The organism is Kribbella sp. ALI-6-A, from assembly GCF_001984195.1.
In the GTDB taxonomy this organism is placed as follows: domain Bacteria; phylum Actinomycetota; class Actinomycetes; order Propionibacteriales; family Kribbellaceae; genus Kribbella.
This window is the reverse complement of sequence record NZ_MTQN01000009.1, coordinates 666,923-686,855: the sequence shown is the minus strand read 5'-3', so window position 1 is coordinate 686,855 and position 19,933 is coordinate 666,923. Positions and strand designations below refer to the sequence as shown.

Sequence of the window (19,933 nt, the reverse complement as noted above, 5' to 3'; positions counted from 1 at the left end):
CACTCTAGCGGAGGGAGGTTGAGTCGAATGCTGATGGCGATGAAGATCGCGTTTGCCACCGCGAGTATCAACGCTGCGATCCGCACTGGCGACGCCCGGCTGTTGGATAAAAGCGTGAAGTCCTTGGAACAGGCATTTGCCCGACTGCCAGAGGGGCATAACCAGTTTCCCTACGTTGCAGCGGCGTTGGCCATCGCGGTCCGGGAGCGGTACGAACGGCGTGGCGATCCGGCGGATCTGGAGCGAGCGCTCGACCTCGTATGGAGCGCAGCGAATGCAACGCCGCCGGACCACCGGCAGTATGGCTGGATTCAGTCGGAGTTGGCCCGCACACTCACGATGCATGGCGGGCCCACTGGACAGCGAACTATGCTCGACGAGGCTGTTGTTGCGGGCCGCCGCAGCGTTGGGGATCTCAAGCTGCGCGGCCGAGACTTGGCGGTACGACACACTGTGCTTGCTATTGCCCTCAATGCGCGGCACAACCTCACCGGTGACGATGAGGATCTCGCCGAGTCGACTGAACATATGCGCGTGGCCATGGGCGGTTCACTGCGCAGCGCTCATGACAGGGCAACTGTTGCCGCAAACAACGCGCTATCGCGCCTCGTCGCGTACGACCGGTTTGGTCGCGCCGCAGAGCTCGACGCAGCCATCGAAAGCCTGAACACGATCGTCTCCAGGCCGGATGACGGTTACCGGCAGCGGCTGATCGACCTCAGCTACGCACTGCGCCGACGCCACTATTTTCCGGTCGTGGCGCCGACATCGATGCCGCAGTCGACGCCGGACGCCGCGCGGCCGGTAATGGCCCATTCCATACGCTTGAAGACGCGTCCGCTCTGACAGTGCTGGCTGCAGCACTGACAACTCGATCGAGATCAACTGGCGAGCCTGACGATATGGATGAAGGCATCGCATTAAAGCAGACAGCGGTACGGCTCCGACTGCCGGACGACGACGTACTGCCGAGAGCACTCCTGTCGTTGGGGGAATCGCACCTGATGCGATTCGAGGATCGAGGAGACCCCGACGACATCGCCCAGGCGATCACCCATCTCGAGGCGGCGCTGACGCAGTTCGACGGTCATGGATCGCACCGCGCCGCCTTCCTCACCAGTCTTGGCCAGGCCATGTGGACACGATATGAGCGGGGCATCGGAGCAGTAGACGATCTCAATGAGTCAGTGCGCCTTCTGGAGACCGCAGTGGCGTTGACGCCGGCCGACAACCCCAGCTACGGCAGTCGGTTGAGCAATCTCGCCTCCGCATTGTGGACTCGATTCGAAATCAGTCGGCACCCCGGCGACCTTGACGCAGCGATCGACCACGACAAGGCGGCGTTAGACGCCCTGCCGCTCGGCCACACCGACCGGGTCCGGGTTCTTCTGAATCTTGGGTTGGCGTATCAAGCCCAGTTCGATCAAACTGGCGAACCTGATCACGGTCGTCGCGCGATCGCCACCTGGAAAGTGGCAGCCTCCCTGCCAACCACTTGGGCAGGGATGCGCATTGGTACCGCGCGAAATGCGGCTGATCTGGCGTCCCGGATGGGCGACACGACGACCGCGCTCGCCTGCTACGAGTTCGCCATCCGTCTGCTGCCGGAAGTGGCTTGGCACGGTCTGACTACGACGGGCCGAGATCGGATTCTCAAGAACTGGAGCGGACTTGCCGCCCAGGCCGCCGGGGCGGCGCTCGCGGCGGAGCGGGCAGATATCGCACTGGAGATGCTCGAAAGTGGCAGGAGCGTGTCCTGGGACCAGATCCTAGGATTCCGCGTCCGTCTCGACACACTACGCCGCGCTAGGCCAGACCTGGCCGACCGGCTCGCCAAGACAGGCGCTTCCATTGCGCTGGCCAATCGCGCACTGGCCAATCGAGAGGCCGTCTAGCTTCGCGATGCCATGAGAGCCGGAGTACCGCCCGAGCCGGCCTGGGTGGCGAATGACGGTGGGGATCGCTGAAGAACATCCGAAGGTCGTCGGATGGCGTTGGCGTTGGCGCGGGCGCGGGCGCGGGACGAGTTTGTCGCACAGGTCTGCGAACCCTGAAGTTCAGCTAGGACCAGACCAGGTCACGGCGAAGATCTCGACATGTACTCGCCGACGGCTGGAAGCGGAGCGCCCTCGACCAGGTGACGAGCGAGCTGTTCGGCGGCTGCTGCAAACGCGATGATGTCGTCAGGTCGTACAACAGTTCCAACTGAGCCGTCGTCGGTTGAATCATCGGGCTCCCACCCCCGCATCAGCCCTGGACGCTGTCGAAAGGTCGTCGTGTAGGCGCAACGGGCTCTGGGCGGGGGCAGGTGCCCTGCTCAGCGCCAACGCGTTAGTGATGACCGGCAATGCGGTTGTGCGGCCTCTGGCGGCGAGGGGCGACTATGGCTGCTCGCTGCCTTTGGTTCGCGATCGAGACGCCATACAGGCAGCTCATGGCCAGGATTGAGCCTAATCGCCCAGCACTGACAAGCCTGGCAAGAGAAAGCCGTGTTACGGGGTTCGAGAGGCGGGATGGGTGTCGAGGTTGAAGCGTTTGCCCAGGCCCGCGAACGCTGGGGTGAACAAGCCGCCGCAGCGATGTGGGACGCAGTCACCATCCGCCTCATCCTCGGTGGCTCCGCCCAACCTAAAGACCTCCAAGACCACTCCGGCGTCTGCGGCGACCGAAACGAAGAACTCCGGAACTGGAGCCACGGCCCCGACGGTGGCCGCTCCTGGCCGACCAGTGCCCGCCGGATGCTCTCCGTACGCTGCCCTTCGGCGCCGGCGTCCTACTTGCGCGGACTGCCCCGCGGATCCTTACTGGCCGACCAGAGGTTAGAGGCGAGCCACCCCAGTCGAAGCCGTCTCCCGGGTTGCCTCGCGCAATATGTGGTTGCCCAGGCCGCGGCCTGCGCGCTATACGGCCAGGCTCAGGCGTGTGGTTAAGGTGCGTGTCCCCCCTCGGACACATGGGGGGTTCAAGTCTCTAGGGACTTGAACCCCGTTCTTGTGTTCGGGGCCTTGTCAGCTGTGCATCCGGGGATGCGGGCTCATGGTGATGTGGGGTGACTTTCGGCCCTGGTGATTGGGCGGGCGGCCGCACCGGGCGACCGCAGCCCACTGATGGCTTCGGTCGCCCGTCGGTTGTTGCGGTGGTCGCCAACAGGGGTCGAGGTCGTCCTCGTCAATGCGAGGGTGACGGGTCGAGGACCCAGTCGCGCACCTCCGACATGCCCTGCAGGTGTTGCACGACGTACGTCGCGTGCTCGGCTAGGTGCTGCTCGCACCAGGCCTTGAGGCGGCTCGGAGGGTTGTTCAGCGCATCCATGACCAGGTGGTAGCGCGAGACCCGGGTGCGGACGACCAAGTCGAACGGCGTGGTCGTCGTTCCTTCCTCCGGTCAACGGTCAACGCGACCGGCCGCTTCTCGATCCGCTCGACGTCATCGGCGCCCGGCCGGCCACCTCACCCACACTGAGCCCCAGCGCCCGGCGCCGCCGACTCACTCGATGCGCCAGATCACCGACTACCACGCTGCCACGCGCTGCTCATCACATGCCTCCGATTGTTTCTGCTCTCAAGAACCAGTCCTCTACACCCTGCCCCAGAGTCCGAGGACCTCGATCGCGAAGCCGGACGGCCCCGGGCTGCGGTGCCAGGCCCAACGGCTCCCGATGCGGCTGTGTACCGGTAAGAGATCGGGGGTACCCGTACCGAATCATCCAGCGAAGACCTGACCTGGGGCATCAGGTGTTCACCTGGGACTCGTGGTTGCTGTGAACGGCAGGTGGCCGCTTCTGGGGGAGCCCATCGACACGGAGGGGCGAAGTGAGCGCTGTGAGTGATGCACGCATTCTCGTGACCGGGGCCGGTGGCTTCATCGGGCACCATCTGGTGACGGCACTGAAGGCTCGGGGGTACTGGGTCCGAGGCGTCGACCTCCACCCTCCGGACTACACCGGGGTCGACGCCGACGAGTTCGAGCTGCGAGACCTTCGCCGCTTCGACGAAGCTCTGCTGGCGAGCCGCGGCATCGACGAGGTGTATGCGTTGGCCGCTGACATGGGCGGGATGGGATTCATCTCGGCCAACCACGCGACGATCCTGCACAACAACGCGTTGATCAATCTGCACACGCTCGAAGCAGCGCGGATGAACGGCGTCTCGCGGTACCTGTTCAGCTCGTCGGCCTGCGTCTATCCCGACTTCCTGCAGACCGAGGCGAACGTCACCGCGCTCAGGGAGGAGGACGCGTACCCGGCCAATCCGCAGGACGCCTACGGCTGGGAGAAGCTGATCGCCGAGCGCCTCTGCCTGGCTTACACCGAGGAGCACGGGATCGAGACGCGGATCGTGCGGTTCCACAACATCTACGGCCCTTACGGAACCTACGACGGCGGCCGGGAGAAGGTTCCGGCGGCGCTGTGCCGAAAGGTCGCCCAGGCCCGGCCGGGTGGACAGATCGAGATCTGGGGTGACGGCGAGCAGACCCGGTCGTTCTGTTACGTGGACGACTGCGTCGAAGGGATCTACCGGCTGATGCGGTCGGAGTGCCGCGATCCGCTCAACCTCGGCAGCGAGGAATTGGTGACGGTCAACGAGCTGGCTCGGCTGATCATCGATCTGTCCGGCAAGTGCGGCATCACCCTGAAGCACATCGACGGCCCACAAGGTGTTCGGGGCCGCAACTCCGACAACCGGCGAGTCCGGGAGATCTTGCAGTGGGAGCCGGTGGTCGGGCTGCGCCAAGGACTCGAGCCGACCTACCACTGGATCGCCCAGCAGGTGGCTTCCCTGGACGCGGCATGACCGAGACGCCGATGCGACTTCACATCGTGTGCGAGCGTGACGTCGGGTTGTTCTCACTCATCCAGCAGGTCATCGCCAACATCCCTTGGGCGGTGACCCAGAACCGCGTTCCGGTGGTTCACTTCGGACCACGGACCTGTTACTGGACGCCCAGTGGCTACCGGGGCAGGCAGACGGTCTGGGAGTACTACTTCGAACCGCTGGACCCGGCGTACCCGGCGGCCCGGCTCCCGGCATCCGTCAAGGCGCTGATCGGCGCGGAGCCGCCGTCGCCGTTCGAGACCGGCTATCACCTCGACGAGCACATCTTCGTGACCAGTCACTTCGGTGATCACCCGCTGCTCGAAGGTGCCGCCCTGCGCATCCCGTATCAGTGGGAGGACCCGGACAACAGGCTTAGAGCCGCGGCGAAGGTTGTGCTCGACAAGTACATCCGTCCGCGCGACTACCTCACGCAGAAGGCGGACAGCTTCTTCGCACAACACCTGGCGGGACAGTACGTCGTCGGCGTCCATGTGCGGGGGACCGATGCGGTCTCGCCGCAGGAGGTTCGCGCCTTCCGCCGAGGTTCGCGTGTCCTGTCGCGATACCGCGCCGAGATCGAGCGGCTGCTGGAGCTCGAGCCGACGGCCAAGATCTTCGTCGCGTCGGACGAGCAGTCGTCGGTGGACCATCTCGCGGCGGCGTTCCCCGGCCGGGTCGTCGCGCACGACAGTGTCCGGCACCACGGCGGTGAGCCCGCCGGCCAAGGGCCGACGGGATGGATCATGCCGGCCTACATCGCCGCTGACGCCGACGTGGCGGCGAAGAACGGGGAGGACGCGATCGTCGAGTATCTGTTGCTGAGCCGCTGCGACTACTTGGTGCACAACGGATCGAGCCTGGCCCGAACGGTCCTGCTGAATGCTCCGGACCTGCCACACACGAACACTCACTACAGATCGGCGGACGGAACGGAAGCGCCGGCCGGCGCCGTTCGCGGGCACCGGCCTGAGGGGAGCGGATCATGACCGGCGTCGACCAGGCGACGATCGACCGCGTCAAGGCGGACAAGGAGCGACGCGCGTCGTCGGCCCGGACCTACCAGGACCGGCCGCACCTGGCCTTCGTCGTACAGTCTTTCAACCGGATCTCCAACATCGAGCAGCTGATCGGCGGTTTACGGGCCCTGGGCAACCATGAGTTGATCGTCTGCGAGGACGGCTCGCTGGACGGCTCGCACGACAAGTGGATGTCCTACCTGGATCGGCCGAACGACTTCTTGATCCACTCCAACGACCTGCACGAGATCAGGATTCTCGACCGGGCGATCAGGTTCGCTCGCGCGGACATCGTGTGCCTGGTCCAGGACGACGATCTCGTCCCCCGCGAGACGGACTGGCTGGACGCAGCGCTCGCGTGCTTCGCCGGGCATCCCCGGCTGGCGATTCTCGGTGGGTTCATGGGATTCGAGAGCTTCGATCCCGACCCCGCAAAGGCCAAGCGCATCTGGGGCGATGACACGTTCCGCTTCGTCCACCACGTCAACATCGGCCCGTACTTCGTTCGCCGGCGCTGCTACGAGGCGCTCGGAGGCTGGGACTACTCGTTCTCCGAGGTCGGCGAACCAGGCATCTGTTTCGACGACGAGCTCTGCCTGCGCGCGTGGATGAACGACTTCCAGGTCGGCTACCGCTTCGTGCCGTTCAAGGGCCCCGCCGGGCACTACGATCCCGACGGAGGGACCGTCCTGTTCTCGAACGAGATCCGGGTGCGGAACTCGGTCCGGAACTCCGACACGATCTTTGCGAAGTACGGCCCCCATGCCGACCGGATCGACCGGCTGGTCGGTGCCGCCAACGCGTCGCTGGGATCTGACCATGCCGATCGCGAGTCTGGATAGCGATTCTGCCGCCGATCATCACCGAGCTGTCCGAGTGGCCCAGGCCTCTGCGACAGTCTTACCGCGACTGACCGAGCCGAACGCTGGTCAACGGGGTCAGCGTGGTGCGGAGGTCGCGGGATCTCGGTCGAAGTAGGCGACAGCGAAGAGGGCCAGCGCGGTGACGATACTGACGCCGGCGTTGATGACGAGGTCGGACGTGGCCATCCCGATCTCGTGGCCCCAGTAGGCAAGTTGCGAGGTCGCGTCCCAGAGCAAATACATCAGCGCGTTGACAATGACCAACTTGCGGCGATCGGCGGCGCGGGACAGTGTCATCGCGATGATTGTGACGGCGATGATCAGGACGTGGTAACCGGCGACGGCGTACCACTGGAAGTGGCGTGTCGGGGTCATCTCGCCGCCGCGGTAGGCGCGGTCGGTGAGCTCAGGGTCGAAGGTGAGGACCACGGCCTGCAGCAGGTTGAACGCGACGTAGAACCAGAGGACGACGCGCAACGGAGCTCTCATCCCCGAACCCTTTCAGAGGCCGACGTCGGCGGATACCGGTCGGTCGAGATATGGCGAGTGGTCGCCGACCCCCAATACGAGGAGGCAAGGACGCCAACCTCCGGAGATCTCGAGGGTCGGTGCAACTTCGTGGAGACGTGGCTGAGCGTCTGGCAACAGTCGGCCGTCGTGGCCCGTGCTTCGGATACTCGAGATGGGTGTCTCGGCCAACCGCTGCGAGCGTCAGGGCGCGAATGAGTGGACGTAGGCGAGTGCTGCGTTCATGGAGGCTCGCATCGGCTGAGCGGTCCGGAGGGTTTGACTCAGCAGAGTGCCACCCTGGAGGGCGGTGAGCAGCGTCATCGCGAGCTCATCGAGGTCAGCGTCGGGACGCAAGTCCCCTCGCTCGCGCATAGCCTTCAGGCCGTTGTGCAGCAGGGACTGCCAGCGCTCGAAGACGTTGCAAAGGTCCTGGCGGGTCTCCTCGTCGGTGGGACTCAGCTCGCCGGCCAGAGAGGCCAGCGTGCATTCTCCGCGGCCACTGTTGTGCTCCTGGTTTTCGACTGCGGCGTCGGCCCACGCTTGCAGGGCGTCGAAGCTGTCCAGGGCGCCCATGAGCGGCTGACCGGGCACGAGCGGTGCCTCGGCCTGACGGGTGATCACTGCCCGGATCAAGGCCTGCTTGCTGTCGAAGTAGTGATACAGCTGCGAACCACCGATACCGGCCGCCTTGCGCACGTCTTCCGTGCTGGTGCCGGCTACTCCTTGCCGGGCGATGAGTTCGGTCGCCGCCTCCAGGATGCGCTCCCTGGTCGCCTGGCCCTTGCGTGTCAGTGCCACGTCGCCACTCTACCGGACTGGGTTGCGCGACCCAAAGTTTGCCAGTAGATTGGGTTCATCAACCCAGAATGGGGTCGGTCAGGTCCGGGCCAGTGCGCGCTCAAGGGACGAAACCCCCGGCGACCCCGAAGAAACCGCGGCAGTCGTGCGCTTGGTCGACCACCGCAACAGCTACGTCGCCAGACCGCTCCTGGGCGTCCAGGGCGGGGAATTGCCCTGCCCTCCCACGGGAGAGGCCCACCGCCGTCTCGTGAACAGTCATCTTCATTCAGCAAGGACAGGAAAATCTATGCCACTCGAGGGCGAATACATCCCCAGCACCTTTACCTACGCCCGGGATCAAGCCGACCTGATCGAGTCGAGTGGAGGCACGCAAGGCCTGGAGCTCGGCGGGCGACCGGTCATCGTGCTGACCAGCGTCGGCGCCAAAAGCGGTGCCTTGCGTAAGAACGTCTTGATGCGCGTCGAGCACGAGGGGCAGTACGCGGTGGTGGGCTCACGAGGCGGCAAGCCCCAAAACCCCGACTGGGTCTACAACCTGCGCAAGCACCCCCAGGTCGAATTGCAGGACGGCCCGGAAAAGCACGACTACACCGCCCAGGAACTGGCCGGTGCTGAACGCGACCTGTGGTGGGACCGCGCCGTGACTGCTTACCCCGACTATGCCGAGTACCCGACCCGAACGACCCGCGTGATCCCGGTCTTTCTCCTGACCCGCACCGAGCCGTGATCGCCGACCACCGTTGTCGAAAACGTCCGAGAAGCAAATTCGTCCGTCGGAATGGAGAGTTCCTGTGAAACTGGGTCTGGGCTTGCCCCACTACAGCGATGAAGCCAGACCGGACCGGCTCGTCACGTTCGCCCACCGAGCCGAAGCTCTGGGATATGACTCGTTGTGGGCGCTGGAGCGTCTGCTCCGTCCGCTCGAACCGAAGAACGCGCCGTGGGAAGGCATGCGCCCGCCGCAGTACTACGCCAAGGTTTTCGACCCGATCGAGACACTGACCTACGTCGCCGCCCACACGACCACGATCAGCCTCGGCACCAGCGTCATCGACGCCCTGTTCCACGTGCCCGTCGTGCTCGCCAAACGGCTCGCGACACTGGACCACTTCAGCGGCGGACGGCTGCTCGCCGGTCTCGGCCAGGGGTGGTCGGCCGACGAGTTCGAAACGGCCAACGTCTCGATGCGGCGTCGCGGCAACGGTTTCGCCGAGTTCATCGAAGCGCTGCAGGCCGCCTGGGGTCCTGACCCGGTGAGTTTCGAAGGACGCTTCTACCGCATTCCCCCCTCCGAGGTGGGCGTGAAGCCGTTGCAGCCGGACGGGTTGCCGATCCTCATCGGGGTCCTGCCGCAATCGGAGGCGCCGGTCGAGCGGGCCGGCCGGATGGGGCTCGGCCTGCACCCGCTGATCTACGACTGGAATTCCTTCGAACACCAACTCGCGCTCTTCCGGGAATCGACCCCGGCCGGTAGCCGGCCCGGTCCGGTCATCGTCCGGGTCAACAACGCCATCACCGAGACCCCGCTCGACGACGCCGACCGCACGCCTTTGTCCGGGTCTGTGGAGCAGGTCAAGGCTGATTTCCAGCGTGCCGCCGACCTCGGCATCGACCACATCATGTGGGATCTCACCTCGGGCCACGTCCCGTACGAAGTTCAGCTTCGCTTACTGGAACCCCTGATGGCCGCCAAGCCCGACTGAACACGCAGTCAGGCCTTGCTGCGGGCGGAGCAACCACTGCGGCCAGGCGTCGTACGCCTAGTCCGTGTCGCGCGCCAGCCGGAGGCGACCCAAGGTCAAGTTCGAACACCACCGTGACTCACAACAACCAGCCAGTAGCACTCATAGAGAGATTTCGACATGTCTGATCTGACCGGAAAAGTTGCCATCGTCACCGGTTCCTCCAAGGGAATCGGCGCGGCGATCGCCAAGGCATTCGCGGCAGCGGGTGCGCGAGTGGTGGTGAACTACTCCTCGAGCAAGGACGGCGCCGATGCCGTGGTCCAGGCCATCACCGCAGCCGGCGGCGAAGCCATCGCCGTAGGCGGCGATGTCTCGCAGGCCGACCATGCCCAGGGATTGGTCGACGCCGCGGTCAACCAGTTCGGCCGCCTCGACGTGGTGGTGAACAACTCGGGCATCTGGGACATCGTGAAGTTCGAGGACGTCACCGAGGACCTTTACCGCCGGTCGTTCGACGTGAACGTCCTTGGGCCCCTGCTGGTCACCCAAGCAGCGCTCAAGCACCTCGGCGAAGGTGCCAGCATCATCAACATCTCCTCCAGCGCCACCAGCGTTCACCCTCCCGGTTCGGTTGTCTACACCGGTACGAAGGGGGCGTTGGAAGGCATCACCAGCGTGCTCGCCAACGAATTGGGTCCCCGCAAGATCCGGGTCAACGCCCTGCTTCCCGGAATGGTCGACACCGAAGGCAATCGCTCCAAGGGCTTCGTGGGTTCGGAGATCGAACAGATGGCGGTGTCGCAGACGCCACTGGGTCGCATCGGCCAGCCCGACGACATTGCCGACATCGCCGTCTTCCTGGCCTCCGACGACGCTCGGTGGCTCACCGGCGAGCGGTTGCTGGCCAGCGGCGGATCCCGCTAGACCCAACGGTGCAAAGGAGTCATACCAATGTCGTCTCCTGATACCAGCGCGTTGTTCCGGCCGTTCGCGATCAAGGGTCTGGAGGTGAAGAACCGGGTTGTGATGTCGCCGATGACGCGCGCGATGGCCCCGGGTGGGATTCCCAGGGAAGCCAACGCCGCGTACTACCAACGGCGCGCCGAGGCACAGGTGGGGCTGATCCTGTCCGAGGGCACGGTGATCGAACGCCCGGCGTCACGCAACCATCCGGACGTGCCGTCGTTCTTCGGGCGGGAAGCTCTGGCGGGATGGAAGACGGTGATCGAGGCCGTGCACGGTGCGGGCGGGCGGATGGGCCCGCAATTGTGGCACACCGGGTCGACCAGGCACCCGGACTGGGAACCGGAAGCTCCGGTGGAGAGCCCGTCAGGGTTGCTGGCTCCCGGCATCCGGCGGGGGGAGGCGATGAGTCCGCAGGCGATCGATGACACGATCGCCGCTTATGCCCGCGCGGCCGCCGATGCCCAACAGTTGGGGTTCGATCTGGTCGAGATCCATGGAGCGCATGGCTACTTGATCGACGAGTTCTTCTGGGCGGGGACCAACTTGCGCACCGACCGTTACGGTGGCGCCTCGATCAAGCAGCGGTCGCGATTCGCGGTGGAGATCATCACCGCGGTGCGTGCGGCGGTAGGTCCCGACTTCCCGATCAGTCTGCGGGTCAGTCAGTGGAAGGCCCAGGACTACACGGTGAAGCTGGCCCACACCCCGGCGGAGATGAGCGAGTGGTTGGGGCCGCTGGTGGCGGCCGGGGTGGACATCCTGCACTGCTCGCAGCGCAGGTATTGGGAGCCGGAGTTCCCCGAGGTCGATGGGGACAACGGTTTGAACTTCGCCGGCTGGGCCAAGAAGCTCACCGGTGCGGCGACGATCTCGGTGGGGTCGGTGGGGTTGGCCAACGATTCGGCCAACCGCAGCGAGAAGTCGGCCACGGTCGGGCTGGACCGGCTCGTCGAGCGGATGGAACGCGACGAATTCGATCTGATCGCCGTCGGTCGGGCTTTGCTGACCGACCCTCGCTGGATCCTCAAGACCCAAGGCCACGACGACGGACCCCTTCAGGGCTTCGATCCCGCAGCTCTGTCCGTCCTCACCTGACACCGCCACTCACGCCAGTGGCGGTGCACGACACGTCACTGGTGCGCCGGCGTGAATCTGCCGACGACGAGCAGGCTTACGTTCCAGCGGCGCGTCCGCCGACGGCGTGACCGACCACCACCCCTTCGCCAACGCCGCCACGGCCGACGAAGCGATGCTGCGAAAACACGTCCGAGGCAAGTCCGATGACTGGCCGCCGCAACACCTTCGAGGAGAAGACATGAAGATATTCCTGACCGGCGCCACCGGATACATCGGCAGCGTGATCGCCGAGAAACTGCTCCACGCCGGACACGAGATCGTCGGGCTCGCCCGATCCGACGAATCCGCGGCCACGCTCACCGACAGAGGCATCACGCCCCACCGCGGCGACGTCAACCTGCCCGACACCCTCACCATCGCGGCCCGAGCGGCTGACGGGACCATCCATACCGCGTTCGACACCAGCAGCGGTGATTTCGCGACCGCCAACGCGGTTGAAGCCAAGGCGGTCGACGCCCTGATCGCCGGACTGCAGGGCAGCGGCAAGCCGCTCGTCCTCACCAGCGGTACGGGCGTGCTGGGAAACACCGGTGACGTCGTCTACGACGAAGACACCCCCATCGCCCCGGCGGACAACCCTGCGGTCAAAGCGCTGCAGATGCGGCTCGACGTGGAGCAGGCCGTGCTCACCGCACCAGAGTTGCGCGGGGTCGTGCTGCGTCCACCCAACGTCTACGGGCGAGGTGACGGCGAGATGGTGTTCTGGATGCTGCGCGCCGCCGCACAACGGTTGGGCGCGGTGCCGTACGCCGTGGGCACAGAGCTCAATCGATGGAGCTTCGTCCATGTCGACGACCTCGCCGATCTGTTCGTCCTGGCTGTCGAGAAGGCCCCCGGCGGGGAGTTGTTCCACGCCGGGGCGCAAAGCGGCATTCGCACCGGGGACATCGCTACCGCCATCAGCCACGGCATGGGTCTGGGCGGCAAGACCACCGCGATGTCGCTGCCCGAGCTCGAAGAAGCCTTGGGCATGCCAGCGATGGCGCACTACTGGGCCGGGAACAGCCAGTCATCGGGCGACAAGGCACGTCGCGTGCTCGGCTGGTCACCTCAGCACCTCGACCTCGTCGCAGAAGTATCAAGCACGCCGGTCTGACCTGACTCCGTCGCTCGACCAGTCCTCCATTCGAAAGGATCACCGTGCCCCAGAACGTCTTCGTGATAGGTGCTACCGGATACTTCGGTGGCGTGCTCGCGCGCCACTTCGTCAGTGAGGGCCACCACGTGTCGGGGTCGGCCCGGTCGCACGAGGCGGGCGCCGCACTCGCCGCCGACGGCATCGCACCGGTCGTCGGCGATCTCGACGACGCCATCGATTCGCTGCTGGCAGCGGTGCGCGAGACCGACGTGGTGATCTACGCCGCGCAAGTCGCCTTCGAACGCGAACCCGGGGTCGTCGAACAGCTGAGCAGCGCGTTGGCGGGAACGGGCAAGACGCTGCTGTTCACCTCTGGCAGCGGGGTGTTCATGAAAGACAATCGCGGCGAATGGAGTTCAGAGGCTCTGGCCGAGGACGACCCGTTCGAGCCGAGCGTGATGATGGCCGACCGAGTCGACGCCGAACGCGCCGTGCGTACGGCGACGAACCGCGGTTTCCGCGGCATGGTGGTACGGCCGCCGGTCATCTGGGGTCCGGGAGACAACGGCCAAGTCGCGCGGGTGTACCGCACCGTCGCCACCACCGGGGCGGCCTGTTATGTGGGCCCCGGGTTGGCGGCCTACTCCAACGTCCACAGCGCCGACCTGGCGCGGCTGTACTCGTTGGCGATCGAGAAGGGCGTACCCGGGGCCCTGTATCACGCCGCCGGCGGCGAGATCCCGTGGCGCTGGATCGCCGAGTCCGTGGCCCGAGATCTCGGCGTGCAGGCCCGCAGCTTGTCCATCGAGCAGGCCCACGAGATGTTCGGGCCCGAAGCAACCATGATCTACTCCGCGTGCAGCCGCTCGCGCGACCCTCGCAGCCGCGCCGAGTTGGGGTGGAAACCGCTACATCTGGACATGCTGACCCAGGTCGGTGAACCGCGGCTGCGTGCCCTCGCCGAGCCCGATTCGTCGCAGCCGGGCTCGGGTCGGTCCGCACATGCCTTTCCAGGGCAGTGACCACACCCGAACGGTCCCCGGGGCAGGCCCGGACACGGGCGCTCCGCGAGGTCCGCGGGTGTGAAGGTGAAGAACGGAGATCGAGTCGAAACGCCGAAGACCTCCGGTCGTGCGTGCGTCAGCAGCTCACAACTCGCCGGAGGTCTTGTCCGAAATGGCCGGATGGGCAGCGAGGCCGGTGCGGCGTTACGCCTGCTCGAGGTCCGAGAACAAACCCTTGAAGGGCACCTCGGTGCCGATGAGCGTGCCGAACAGATCAGCGGCGGCGGGCGTCGCGACCGCCGCGGAGGCGTCCTCGTAGCTGTCGAAGTAGAGGTCGAGCGTCCGGTACGCCGGCGTGGCGGTGCCGTCTTCCTTCGGCCACACCTTGGCCGACTCGAGTCGCTGCAGCTTCGGGAACTTCGCCGCGGCCAGCTTGATGTCCGCGTAGGCGCGCTCGAACTCGTCCGGGTTCGCGGGGTTGTCGATGATCAGCGTGATCTTGGTGGGCATGAGGTCTCCTTGCCGAGTGGCCGTCCGATCCGCCGGGATGGTGGAACGAACGTTCTGTCACATCGACGATAGGTGGGGAGATCACCCCTGTCAAGACCGATCGTTCTATCTCTTTTGAGATCAGGCCGTGGGGCTAGCGGGCGGACTCCGATGACTGGCGCTCGGCGTTGATTCGAAGCAGACCTTCGATCCCGCGCAGAAACGTCTCGGCCACCAAGGCGGGGTCGAAAAGGCAGCCGGCGGCCATGGCGCCGTCGCGCAGCATCACGAAGTGGCGGGCGGCCGCGTCCGCGGTGTCGCGGTGAACCTGCGCCATCATCGTGGTCAGCGTGTCCAGGAACCACTGCCGGTGGGCGATGATCTCCTGGTGGACGGGCTGGTCGGTGGCCGGATACTCCGCCGCGGCGTTGAGGAAGGCGCATCCGCGGAACCCGGGCGACTGGATGCCCTGGGCAATTGACCGTGCGATGGCCAGGAGTGCGTCCACCGGGTCCGGGTTGTCGGCGATCGCCGCCTCGACCCTAGTGCGCTCCATCTTGTGGACCTCGCGCAGGTAGCTGAGCACGAGGTCTTCCTTGCCGGGGAAGTGCCGGTAGAAAGTCGCCCGGGTCACCTTCGCCTCGGCGATGAGCCGGTCGACGCCGACCGAATGGATGCCCTCGGCGTAGAAGATCCTGGTTGCCGTGGCCAGCAGCCGCTGCCGCGCCTCGGACGGCCGGGTTTCGGTTTCGCTTGGGGTCATGCGCTCTATCTTAGCGATAGAACGTTCGGTCTTCTAGTTGTCCGTCGGCACATGCTCGATTGGCTCGCCGAGGCCAGGGGCAAGCCGCCAGGTCACCCGGGTACGCGCACCGCGACGAGCTGTGTGACCCGGACGCAGAGCCTGCCCTCAGGGTCGGTGACGTCGACGTTCACGGTGATCGCGGAGCGTCCGAGATGCAGCGCGGTGGCTGTTGCCGAGGCGTCGCCGCGTACCGGGTTCATGAAGTGGGTGCTGGACTCCATTGTCGCGGGCAGCGCGCCGGGAGGCGCGTGCAGGACGGCGCAAACAGCCGCGCTGATGTCCGCAAGGCTCATCAGCGCGCCGCCGTGGAGACCGCCGTTCGTGGTGGACAGTTCCGGGCGGTAGGCCAGCCGGGCGCTGACCGGTGTGTCGGGTCTCAGCTCACCGAATTCCACGCCGAGCGTGCGCGCGAACGGTGCGAGCGCGTACACGTCCTCGGCGCTGATCGTCATCTGGGTCTCCTGTGACATGAGCGGCTCCGGTCAGCTTCTCGAGGCGGCGAGGTCGAGCGCGATGTCGGTGATCATGTCTTCCTGACCACCGACCATGCCACGCCGGCCGACCTCGACCAGGATCGTGCGGGTGTCGAGACCGTAGCGTGCTGCCGCGGCTTCGGCGTGGCGGAGGAAGCTGGAGTACACCCCGGCGTAGCCCAGGCTGAGAGTTTCGCGGTCGACCCGGACCTCGCGGTCCTGCAGCGGGCGCACCAAGTCGTCGGCGGCGTCCATCAGCGGGAACAGGTCGCAGCCGTGGTTCCAGCCCATCAGGTCGGCCACGGCGATGAACGCCTCCAGCGGGCAGTTGCCGGCTCCGGCGCCCTGACCGGCGAGCGACGCGTCGACCCGGACCGCGCCGTTCTCGACCGCGACGACGCTGTTGGCGACGCCGAGGGCGAGGTTGTGGTGGGCATGGATGCCGATCTCGGTCTCCGGGTTCAAGAGGTCGCGGTAAGCGCGGATGCGGTCCCGTACGCCGTCCATCGTCAAGCGGCCGCCGGAGTCGGTCACGTAGACGCAGTGGGCGCCGTACGACTCCATCAGCTGGGCCTGCCACGCGAGCTCGGCCGGCCCGGCCAGGTGCGACATCATCAGGAATCCCGCGACGTCCATGCCCAGTTCGCGGGCGGCACTGATGTGCTGCGCGGCGACATCGGCCTCGGTGCAATGCGTGGCGATCCGGACCGACCGGATGCCGAGTCGGTGCGCTTGCCGCAGGTCGTGCAAGGTCGCGATGCCGGGCAGCAGCAAGGTGGTCGGGACGGCCTGCTGGGCGACGTCGCAGACCGCCTCGATCCACTCCCAGTCGGTGTGGGCGCCGACGCCGTAGTTGATGCTGGAGCCGGACAGTCCGTCCCCGTGGGCGATCTCGATTGCGGCAACGCCTGCGGCGTCCAAGGCTCCGGCGATCGTCCGCGCCTGCTCGACGGTGTAGCGGTGCCGAATGGCGTGCATGCCGTCCCGCAGGGTCACGTCCTGGAGGTACAACGCGGTCATCGGTGGCTCTCCTGCCGGTGGGCGGCGATACGCTCGGCGGTTCGCAAGGCTGCTGACGTCATGATGTCGAGGTTGCCTGCGTACGCCGGCAGGTAGTGCGCGGCGCCCTCGACCTCGAGGAACACCGACACCTTGACCGCGTCGGCGGGCGCGCCGGCCGGGACCAGCCGGCGCAGCGGGTCGTCGGCGGCGACGGATTCGAACTGAACCTTCTGCTTGAGCCGGTATCCGGGCACGTAGGCCTGCACGCGCCCCACCATCTCCTCGACCGAGGCGGTGACGGCCTCGGTGTCGGCGCCGGAGACGAGGCAGTGCACGGTGTCGCGCATGATCAGCGGAGGTTCGGCGGGATTGAGCACGATGATCGCCTTGCCGCGCGCGGCGCCACCGACCTTCTCGATCGCGGACGCGGTGGTCTCGGTGAACTCGTCGATGTTGGCCCGCGTACCGGGACCGGCCGAGCGCGACGAGATCGACGCGATGATCTCGCCGTAATGCACCGGCGTGACCGCGCCGACGGCGGCCACGATCGGAATCGTTGCCTGTCCGCCGCAGGTGACCATGTTGATGTTGGGCGCATCGAGGTGTTCGTCCAGATTGACCGGCGGTACGACGTACGGGCCGATCGCCGCGGGCGTGAGGTCGACGACGGTACGGCCCAGAGCGCGCAGGACTTCGTCGTGCCGCCGGTGGACGCCGGCCGAGGTCGCGTCGAAGACGCACGCGACGTCGGCGAACTCGTCCAGCCGGACCAGACCGTCGATGCCTTCGTGCGTCGTGGCGACCTTGAACCGGCGGGCCCGGGCCAGTCCGTCGGAGTCGGGGTCGATGCCGGCCATCGCGGCGATCTCGAGGTGCTCCGACAGCCGCAGCACCTTGATCATCAGATCGGTGCCGATGTTGCCCGAACCGATGATCGCCACCTTGGTCCGGCCGCTCATGACGCGTCGCTTTCCAGGGCGAAGCTGACCCGGACCGAGCCCAGGCCGGAGATCACCGCGGTGAAGACGTCGCCGGGCACGACGGGAACCATCGGTCCCAGAGCGCCGGTGAGGACGACGTCGCCGGCGCGCAGCGGCTCGCCGCGCCGCGCCAGCGTCGAAGCCAGCCAAGCCGCGGCGTTGAGTGGGTCGCCCAAGCAATCGCGCCCGGTGCCCTGCGAGACCAACTCGGCGCCCCGGTACAGCTGCATGCCTACGTCCGCCGGTTCGACGTCGCCGAGGGACAGGGCGTCCCCGAGCACGAACAAGCCCGAGGAGGCGTTGTCGGCCACGGTGTCGACAATGGTGATGTCCCAGCCGGCGATCCGGCTGTCCACGATCTCCAGGGCCGGGGAGACGGTCGCCGTCGCGGCGCGTACGTCGGCCGGGGTGCAGTCGCTGCCGGCGAGGTCGGCACCGAGGACCAGCGCGACCTCCGCTTCGACCTTGGGCTGCAAGAGCCGCCCGGCCGGCACCACTCCGTCGTGGGCGACAGCCATGGTGTCGAACAGCGCCCCGAAGTCGGGCTGGTCGACACCCAGTTGACGTTGCACGGCCGGCGAGGTCAGCCCGATCTTGCGGCCGACGAGGCGGTGCCCGGCAGCGACCAGGCGCTCGGTGTTGAGGCGCTGGACGCCGTACGCGGCGTCGATGTCGCCGTCGGTGAACAGGTCGCGGACCGGCGGGCACGGTGTGCCGGTGGCGGCCGCGGTCGCGAGCAGGTCCGCGGCCTTGTGAACGGCAGTGCTCATCGGGTACCTCCGAGGTCTGGAGTGTGATGGCCCAGATATAGGCCGGAGCGGTTGGCTGTGCCAAAGTTCGTTCCGTGACACGGAATTTGGCGGCCGGCAACATGCTGGACAAAGCAGCGGCCATCCTGGATGTCTATCGACCGGACGGCGGATCGTTCCGTCTCACAGAACTTTCCTCCAGAGCGGGGCTGAGCAAGACCACCACGTTCCGCCTCGTCGGCGAGCTTGTCCGACTCGGCCTGCTGGACCGTGAGGGGGAGTGGTACAGGCTGGGCGGCGCGCTGTTCGAGCTGGGATCGCTCGTACCGCGCCGGCACGACCTGCGCGAGACCGCGCTGCCGTTCCTGCAGGACTTGTTCGAGAGCACGCGGCAGACCGTGCACTTCGGAATCCGCGACGACCGCGACGTCGTGTACCTCGAACGCATTCACGGTCACGACGCCGTCCCGCTGCCGTCTCGGATCGGCGGCAGGCTGCCACTGACCTGTACGGCGATCGGCAAGGCGCTGCTCGCGTTCTCCGGGCCCGAGCTGGCGGACGCCGTCCTCGCGGACCCGCTGCCGCAGTTGACGTCGTACTCGATCACGGATCCGGTTCGCCTGCGAACGGCGCTGGAACAGATCCAGGTCTCCGGGCTCGCGTACGAGGAACAGGAAGCAGCGCTCGGGGTGAGCTGTATCGCCGCTCCCGTGTTCTCGGGCGCGGTTGCCGTCGCCGCCTTGTCGGTGGCCGTCCCGCGGGAACAGTTCCGGCCGGCGCACCTCGCCCCGGCGGTGCGGACGGCCGCGCTCGGCTTGTCGCGCACGTTGCGCCCACCGGCGGCGAAGGGCTGACGGCGCGACCGCGTCGCTCTCGCGCGCCCTCGCGCTGACCGGTGCCATCGGCAACATATTTGCTAGCGCGCGGTAGTGGTGCACACGTTACGCACCGCGGTCCCGAGCGCCTGGCGGTGCAGGGTGTCCAGCTCTTCGGAGGTAGCACCTGAATCGACCGCCAGGGTGAGCTGGATGGTGCAGGCGATCGGTCTGTCGCGCACGTCCACGGTGGCCGCGAGTTGCTGGAGCAGGGCCGTGGTCAGCTGATCGAGCCGCAGCCGGATCTGTTCGAGGTCCGGACGGGAGGTGGGGGCTTGGTCCGGGTGAGCTGTCCACCGGGCGAACAGCCCGGTCTGGACCTCCTTGCTCGCGGTGATCTGGTCGCGGAAGAACGCGACCGCGTCGTTCGGATCCAGCCCGAGGACCTCGGCCTGAGCCCGTACCTGGTCCAGTACTTGCTGCTCACGGACCGGGTTCTCGATCGGTGAGTCGGTACCGAACTTGGACGCCGCCACGTCGTCGCTGACACGAAGCCGCTCGATGACGAGGTCGGTCAGCGGGCCGAGCTTGCCCAACGACTTGTTCGTCGCGAGCGTGCCACTGAACGGCTGCGATGTGAGCGGAACCTCCGTGGCCGTCGCCGGGGAGACGGCCAGTGACATCGCGCCGGCCGCCACGGCGGTGACTGCGATGCCGCGCGCCAGCTTGCTGCTCGTACTCAA

General features: G+C 66.6%; 22 protein-coding genes and 1 pseudogene. 13 read left to right on the top strand and 10 right to left on the bottom strand.

Annotation, left to right across the window (positions count from 1 at the left end; genetic code table 11):
* The first annotated feature begins 27 nt into the window (after positions 1-27).
* From BWI15_RS12200 to BWI15_RS40715, 3 genes are all read left to right on the top strand, one after another.
* Positions 28-846 (top strand): hypothetical protein, encoded by an 819-nt coding sequence (locus BWI15_RS12200; protein WP_077014432.1) that lies wholly within the window; start codon positions 28-30, stop codon positions 844-846.
* Positions 847-902: 56 nt separating this feature from the next.
* Entirely contained in the window at positions 903-1,895 is a 993-nt protein-coding gene (locus BWI15_RS12195; protein ID WP_143465514.1) for a hypothetical protein, read from the top strand.
* 618 nt (positions 1,896-2,513) lie between these two features.
* A complete protein-coding gene (locus BWI15_RS40715; RefSeq protein WP_077014430.1) occupies positions 2,514-2,930 on the top strand; it encodes a TraM recognition domain-containing protein in 417 nt (138 codons plus the stop codon).
* Between the two features lie 238 nt (positions 2,931-3,168).
* Here the strand turns inward: BWI15_RS40715 and BWI15_RS12185 are convergent.
* Positions 3,169-3,369 (bottom strand): annotated as a pseudogene (locus tag BWI15_RS12185) (hypothetical protein); the annotation flags it as partial.
* 452 nt (positions 3,370-3,821) lie between these two features.
* On the opposite strand from BWI15_RS12185, the gene BWI15_RS12180 reads away from it, so the two are divergent.
* The 3 genes from BWI15_RS12180 to BWI15_RS12170 are packed head-to-tail and all read left to right on the top strand — an operon-like array spanning position 3,822 to position 6,675.
* Positions 3,822-4,793, top strand: a complete 972-nt coding sequence (locus BWI15_RS12180) for an NAD-dependent epimerase/dehydratase family protein (protein WP_077014428.1) — start codon at positions 3,822-3,824, stop codon at positions 4,791-4,793.
* Complete coding sequence (locus BWI15_RS12175) at positions 4,790-5,803, top strand: hypothetical protein (protein ID WP_077014427.1); 1,014 nt, start codon at positions 4,790-4,792, stop codon at positions 5,801-5,803. Before BWI15_RS12180 ends, BWI15_RS12175 begins: the two co-directional genes overlap by 4 nt.
* Complete coding sequence (locus tag BWI15_RS12170; RefSeq protein ID WP_077014426.1) at positions 5,800-6,675, top strand: glycosyltransferase family 2 protein; 876 nt, start codon at positions 5,800-5,802, stop codon at positions 6,673-6,675. Before BWI15_RS12175 ends, BWI15_RS12170 begins: the two co-directional genes overlap by 4 nt.
* 96 nt (positions 6,676-6,771) lie before the next feature.
* Here the strand turns inward: BWI15_RS12170 and BWI15_RS12165 are convergent, their stop codons facing one another.
* A complete protein-coding gene (locus BWI15_RS12165; protein ID WP_143465511.1) occupies positions 6,772-7,185 on the bottom strand; it encodes a hypothetical protein in 414 nt (137 codons plus the stop codon).
* Between the two features lie 222 nt (positions 7,186-7,407).
* The gene (locus tag BWI15_RS12160) at positions 7,408-8,004 is read right to left on the bottom strand and encodes a TetR/AcrR family transcriptional regulator (RefSeq protein WP_077014424.1); all 597 of its coding nucleotides are present in this window, start codon (positions 8,002-8,004) and stop codon (positions 7,408-7,410) included.
* Between the two features lie 289 nt (positions 8,005-8,293).
* Between BWI15_RS12160 and BWI15_RS12155 the strand changes: the two genes are divergently transcribed.
* From BWI15_RS12155 to BWI15_RS12130, 6 genes are all read left to right on the top strand, one after another.
* Positions 8,294-8,734 carry a nitroreductase family deazaflavin-dependent oxidoreductase gene (locus BWI15_RS12155; RefSeq protein ID WP_077014423.1) on the top strand — a complete coding sequence of 147 codons (441 nt, stop codon included), beginning with the start codon at positions 8,294-8,296 and terminating at the stop codon, positions 8,732-8,734.
* 64 nt (positions 8,735-8,798) lie between these two features.
* Entirely contained in the window at positions 8,799-9,710 is a 912-nt protein-coding gene (locus tag BWI15_RS12150; protein WP_077014422.1) for a TIGR03619 family F420-dependent LLM class oxidoreductase, read from the top strand.
* Positions 9,711-9,869: 159 nt separating this feature from the next.
* Positions 9,870-10,616, top strand: a complete 747-nt coding sequence (locus BWI15_RS12145; protein WP_077014421.1) for a glucose 1-dehydrogenase — start codon at positions 9,870-9,872, stop codon at positions 10,614-10,616.
* Between the two features lie 27 nt (positions 10,617-10,643).
* Positions 10,644-11,753 (top strand): NADH:flavin oxidoreductase, encoded by a 1,110-nt coding sequence (locus BWI15_RS12140; protein ID WP_077014420.1) that lies wholly within the window; start codon positions 10,644-10,646, stop codon positions 11,751-11,753.
* Between the two features lie 106 nt (positions 11,754-11,859).
* Positions 11,860-12,891: an NAD-dependent epimerase/dehydratase family protein gene (locus BWI15_RS12135; protein WP_083750707.1), complete on the top strand. Its 1,032-nt coding sequence runs from the start codon at positions 11,860-11,862 to the stop codon at positions 12,889-12,891.
* Positions 12,892-12,935: 44 nt separating this feature from the next.
* A complete protein-coding gene (locus tag BWI15_RS12130; protein WP_077014418.1) occupies positions 12,936-13,895 on the top strand; it encodes an NAD-dependent epimerase/dehydratase family protein in 960 nt (319 codons plus the stop codon).
* Between the two features lie 186 nt (positions 13,896-14,081).
* On the opposite strand, the gene BWI15_RS12125 is transcribed toward BWI15_RS12130, so the two are convergent.
* The 6 genes from BWI15_RS12125 to BWI15_RS12100 all read right to left on the bottom strand — a co-directional run bounded on the left by BWI15_RS12125 (position 14,082) and on the right by BWI15_RS12100 (position 18,396).
* Positions 14,082-14,387 carry a hypothetical protein gene (locus tag BWI15_RS12125; protein ID WP_077014417.1) on the bottom strand — a complete coding sequence of 102 codons (306 nt, stop codon included), beginning with the start codon at positions 14,385-14,387 and terminating at the stop codon, positions 14,082-14,084.
* A gap of 133 nt (positions 14,388-14,520) precedes the next feature.
* The gene (locus BWI15_RS12120; protein WP_077014416.1) at positions 14,521-15,129 is read right to left on the bottom strand and encodes a TetR/AcrR family transcriptional regulator; all 609 of its coding nucleotides are present in this window, start codon (positions 15,127-15,129) and stop codon (positions 14,521-14,523) included.
* A gap of 92 nt (positions 15,130-15,221) precedes the next feature.
* A complete protein-coding gene (locus BWI15_RS12115; protein WP_077014415.1) occupies positions 15,222-15,623 on the bottom strand; it encodes a PaaI family thioesterase in 402 nt (133 codons plus the stop codon).
* Between the two features lie 30 nt (positions 15,624-15,653).
* On the bottom strand, positions 15,654-16,664 hold the full coding sequence (gene dmpG, locus BWI15_RS12110; protein ID WP_077014414.1) for a 4-hydroxy-2-oxovalerate aldolase: 1,011 nt from the start codon (positions 16,662-16,664) through the stop codon (positions 15,654-15,656).
* The gene (locus BWI15_RS12105; protein ID WP_077014413.1) at positions 16,661-17,605 is read right to left on the bottom strand and encodes an acetaldehyde dehydrogenase (acetylating); all 945 of its coding nucleotides are present in this window, start codon (positions 17,603-17,605) and stop codon (positions 16,661-16,663) included. Before BWI15_RS12105 ends, dmpG begins: the two co-directional genes overlap by 4 nt.
* Positions 17,602-18,396 (bottom strand): 2-keto-4-pentenoate hydratase, encoded by a 795-nt coding sequence (locus BWI15_RS12100; RefSeq protein WP_077014412.1) that lies wholly within the window; start codon positions 18,394-18,396, stop codon positions 17,602-17,604. Before BWI15_RS12100 ends, BWI15_RS12105 begins: the two co-directional genes overlap by 4 nt.
* Positions 18,397-18,470: 74 nt before the next feature.
* Here BWI15_RS12100 and BWI15_RS12095 point away from each other — a divergent pair, with 74 nt between their 5' ends.
* Complete coding sequence (locus BWI15_RS12095; protein ID WP_202817625.1) at positions 18,471-19,229, top strand: IclR family transcriptional regulator; 759 nt, start codon at positions 18,471-18,473, stop codon at positions 19,227-19,229.
* 62 nt (positions 19,230-19,291) lie between these two features.
* Here the strand turns inward: BWI15_RS12095 and BWI15_RS12090 are convergent, their stop codons facing one another.
* A complete protein-coding gene (locus tag BWI15_RS12090; protein WP_202817624.1) occupies positions 19,292-19,933 on the bottom strand; it encodes a chorismate mutase in 642 nt (213 codons plus the stop codon).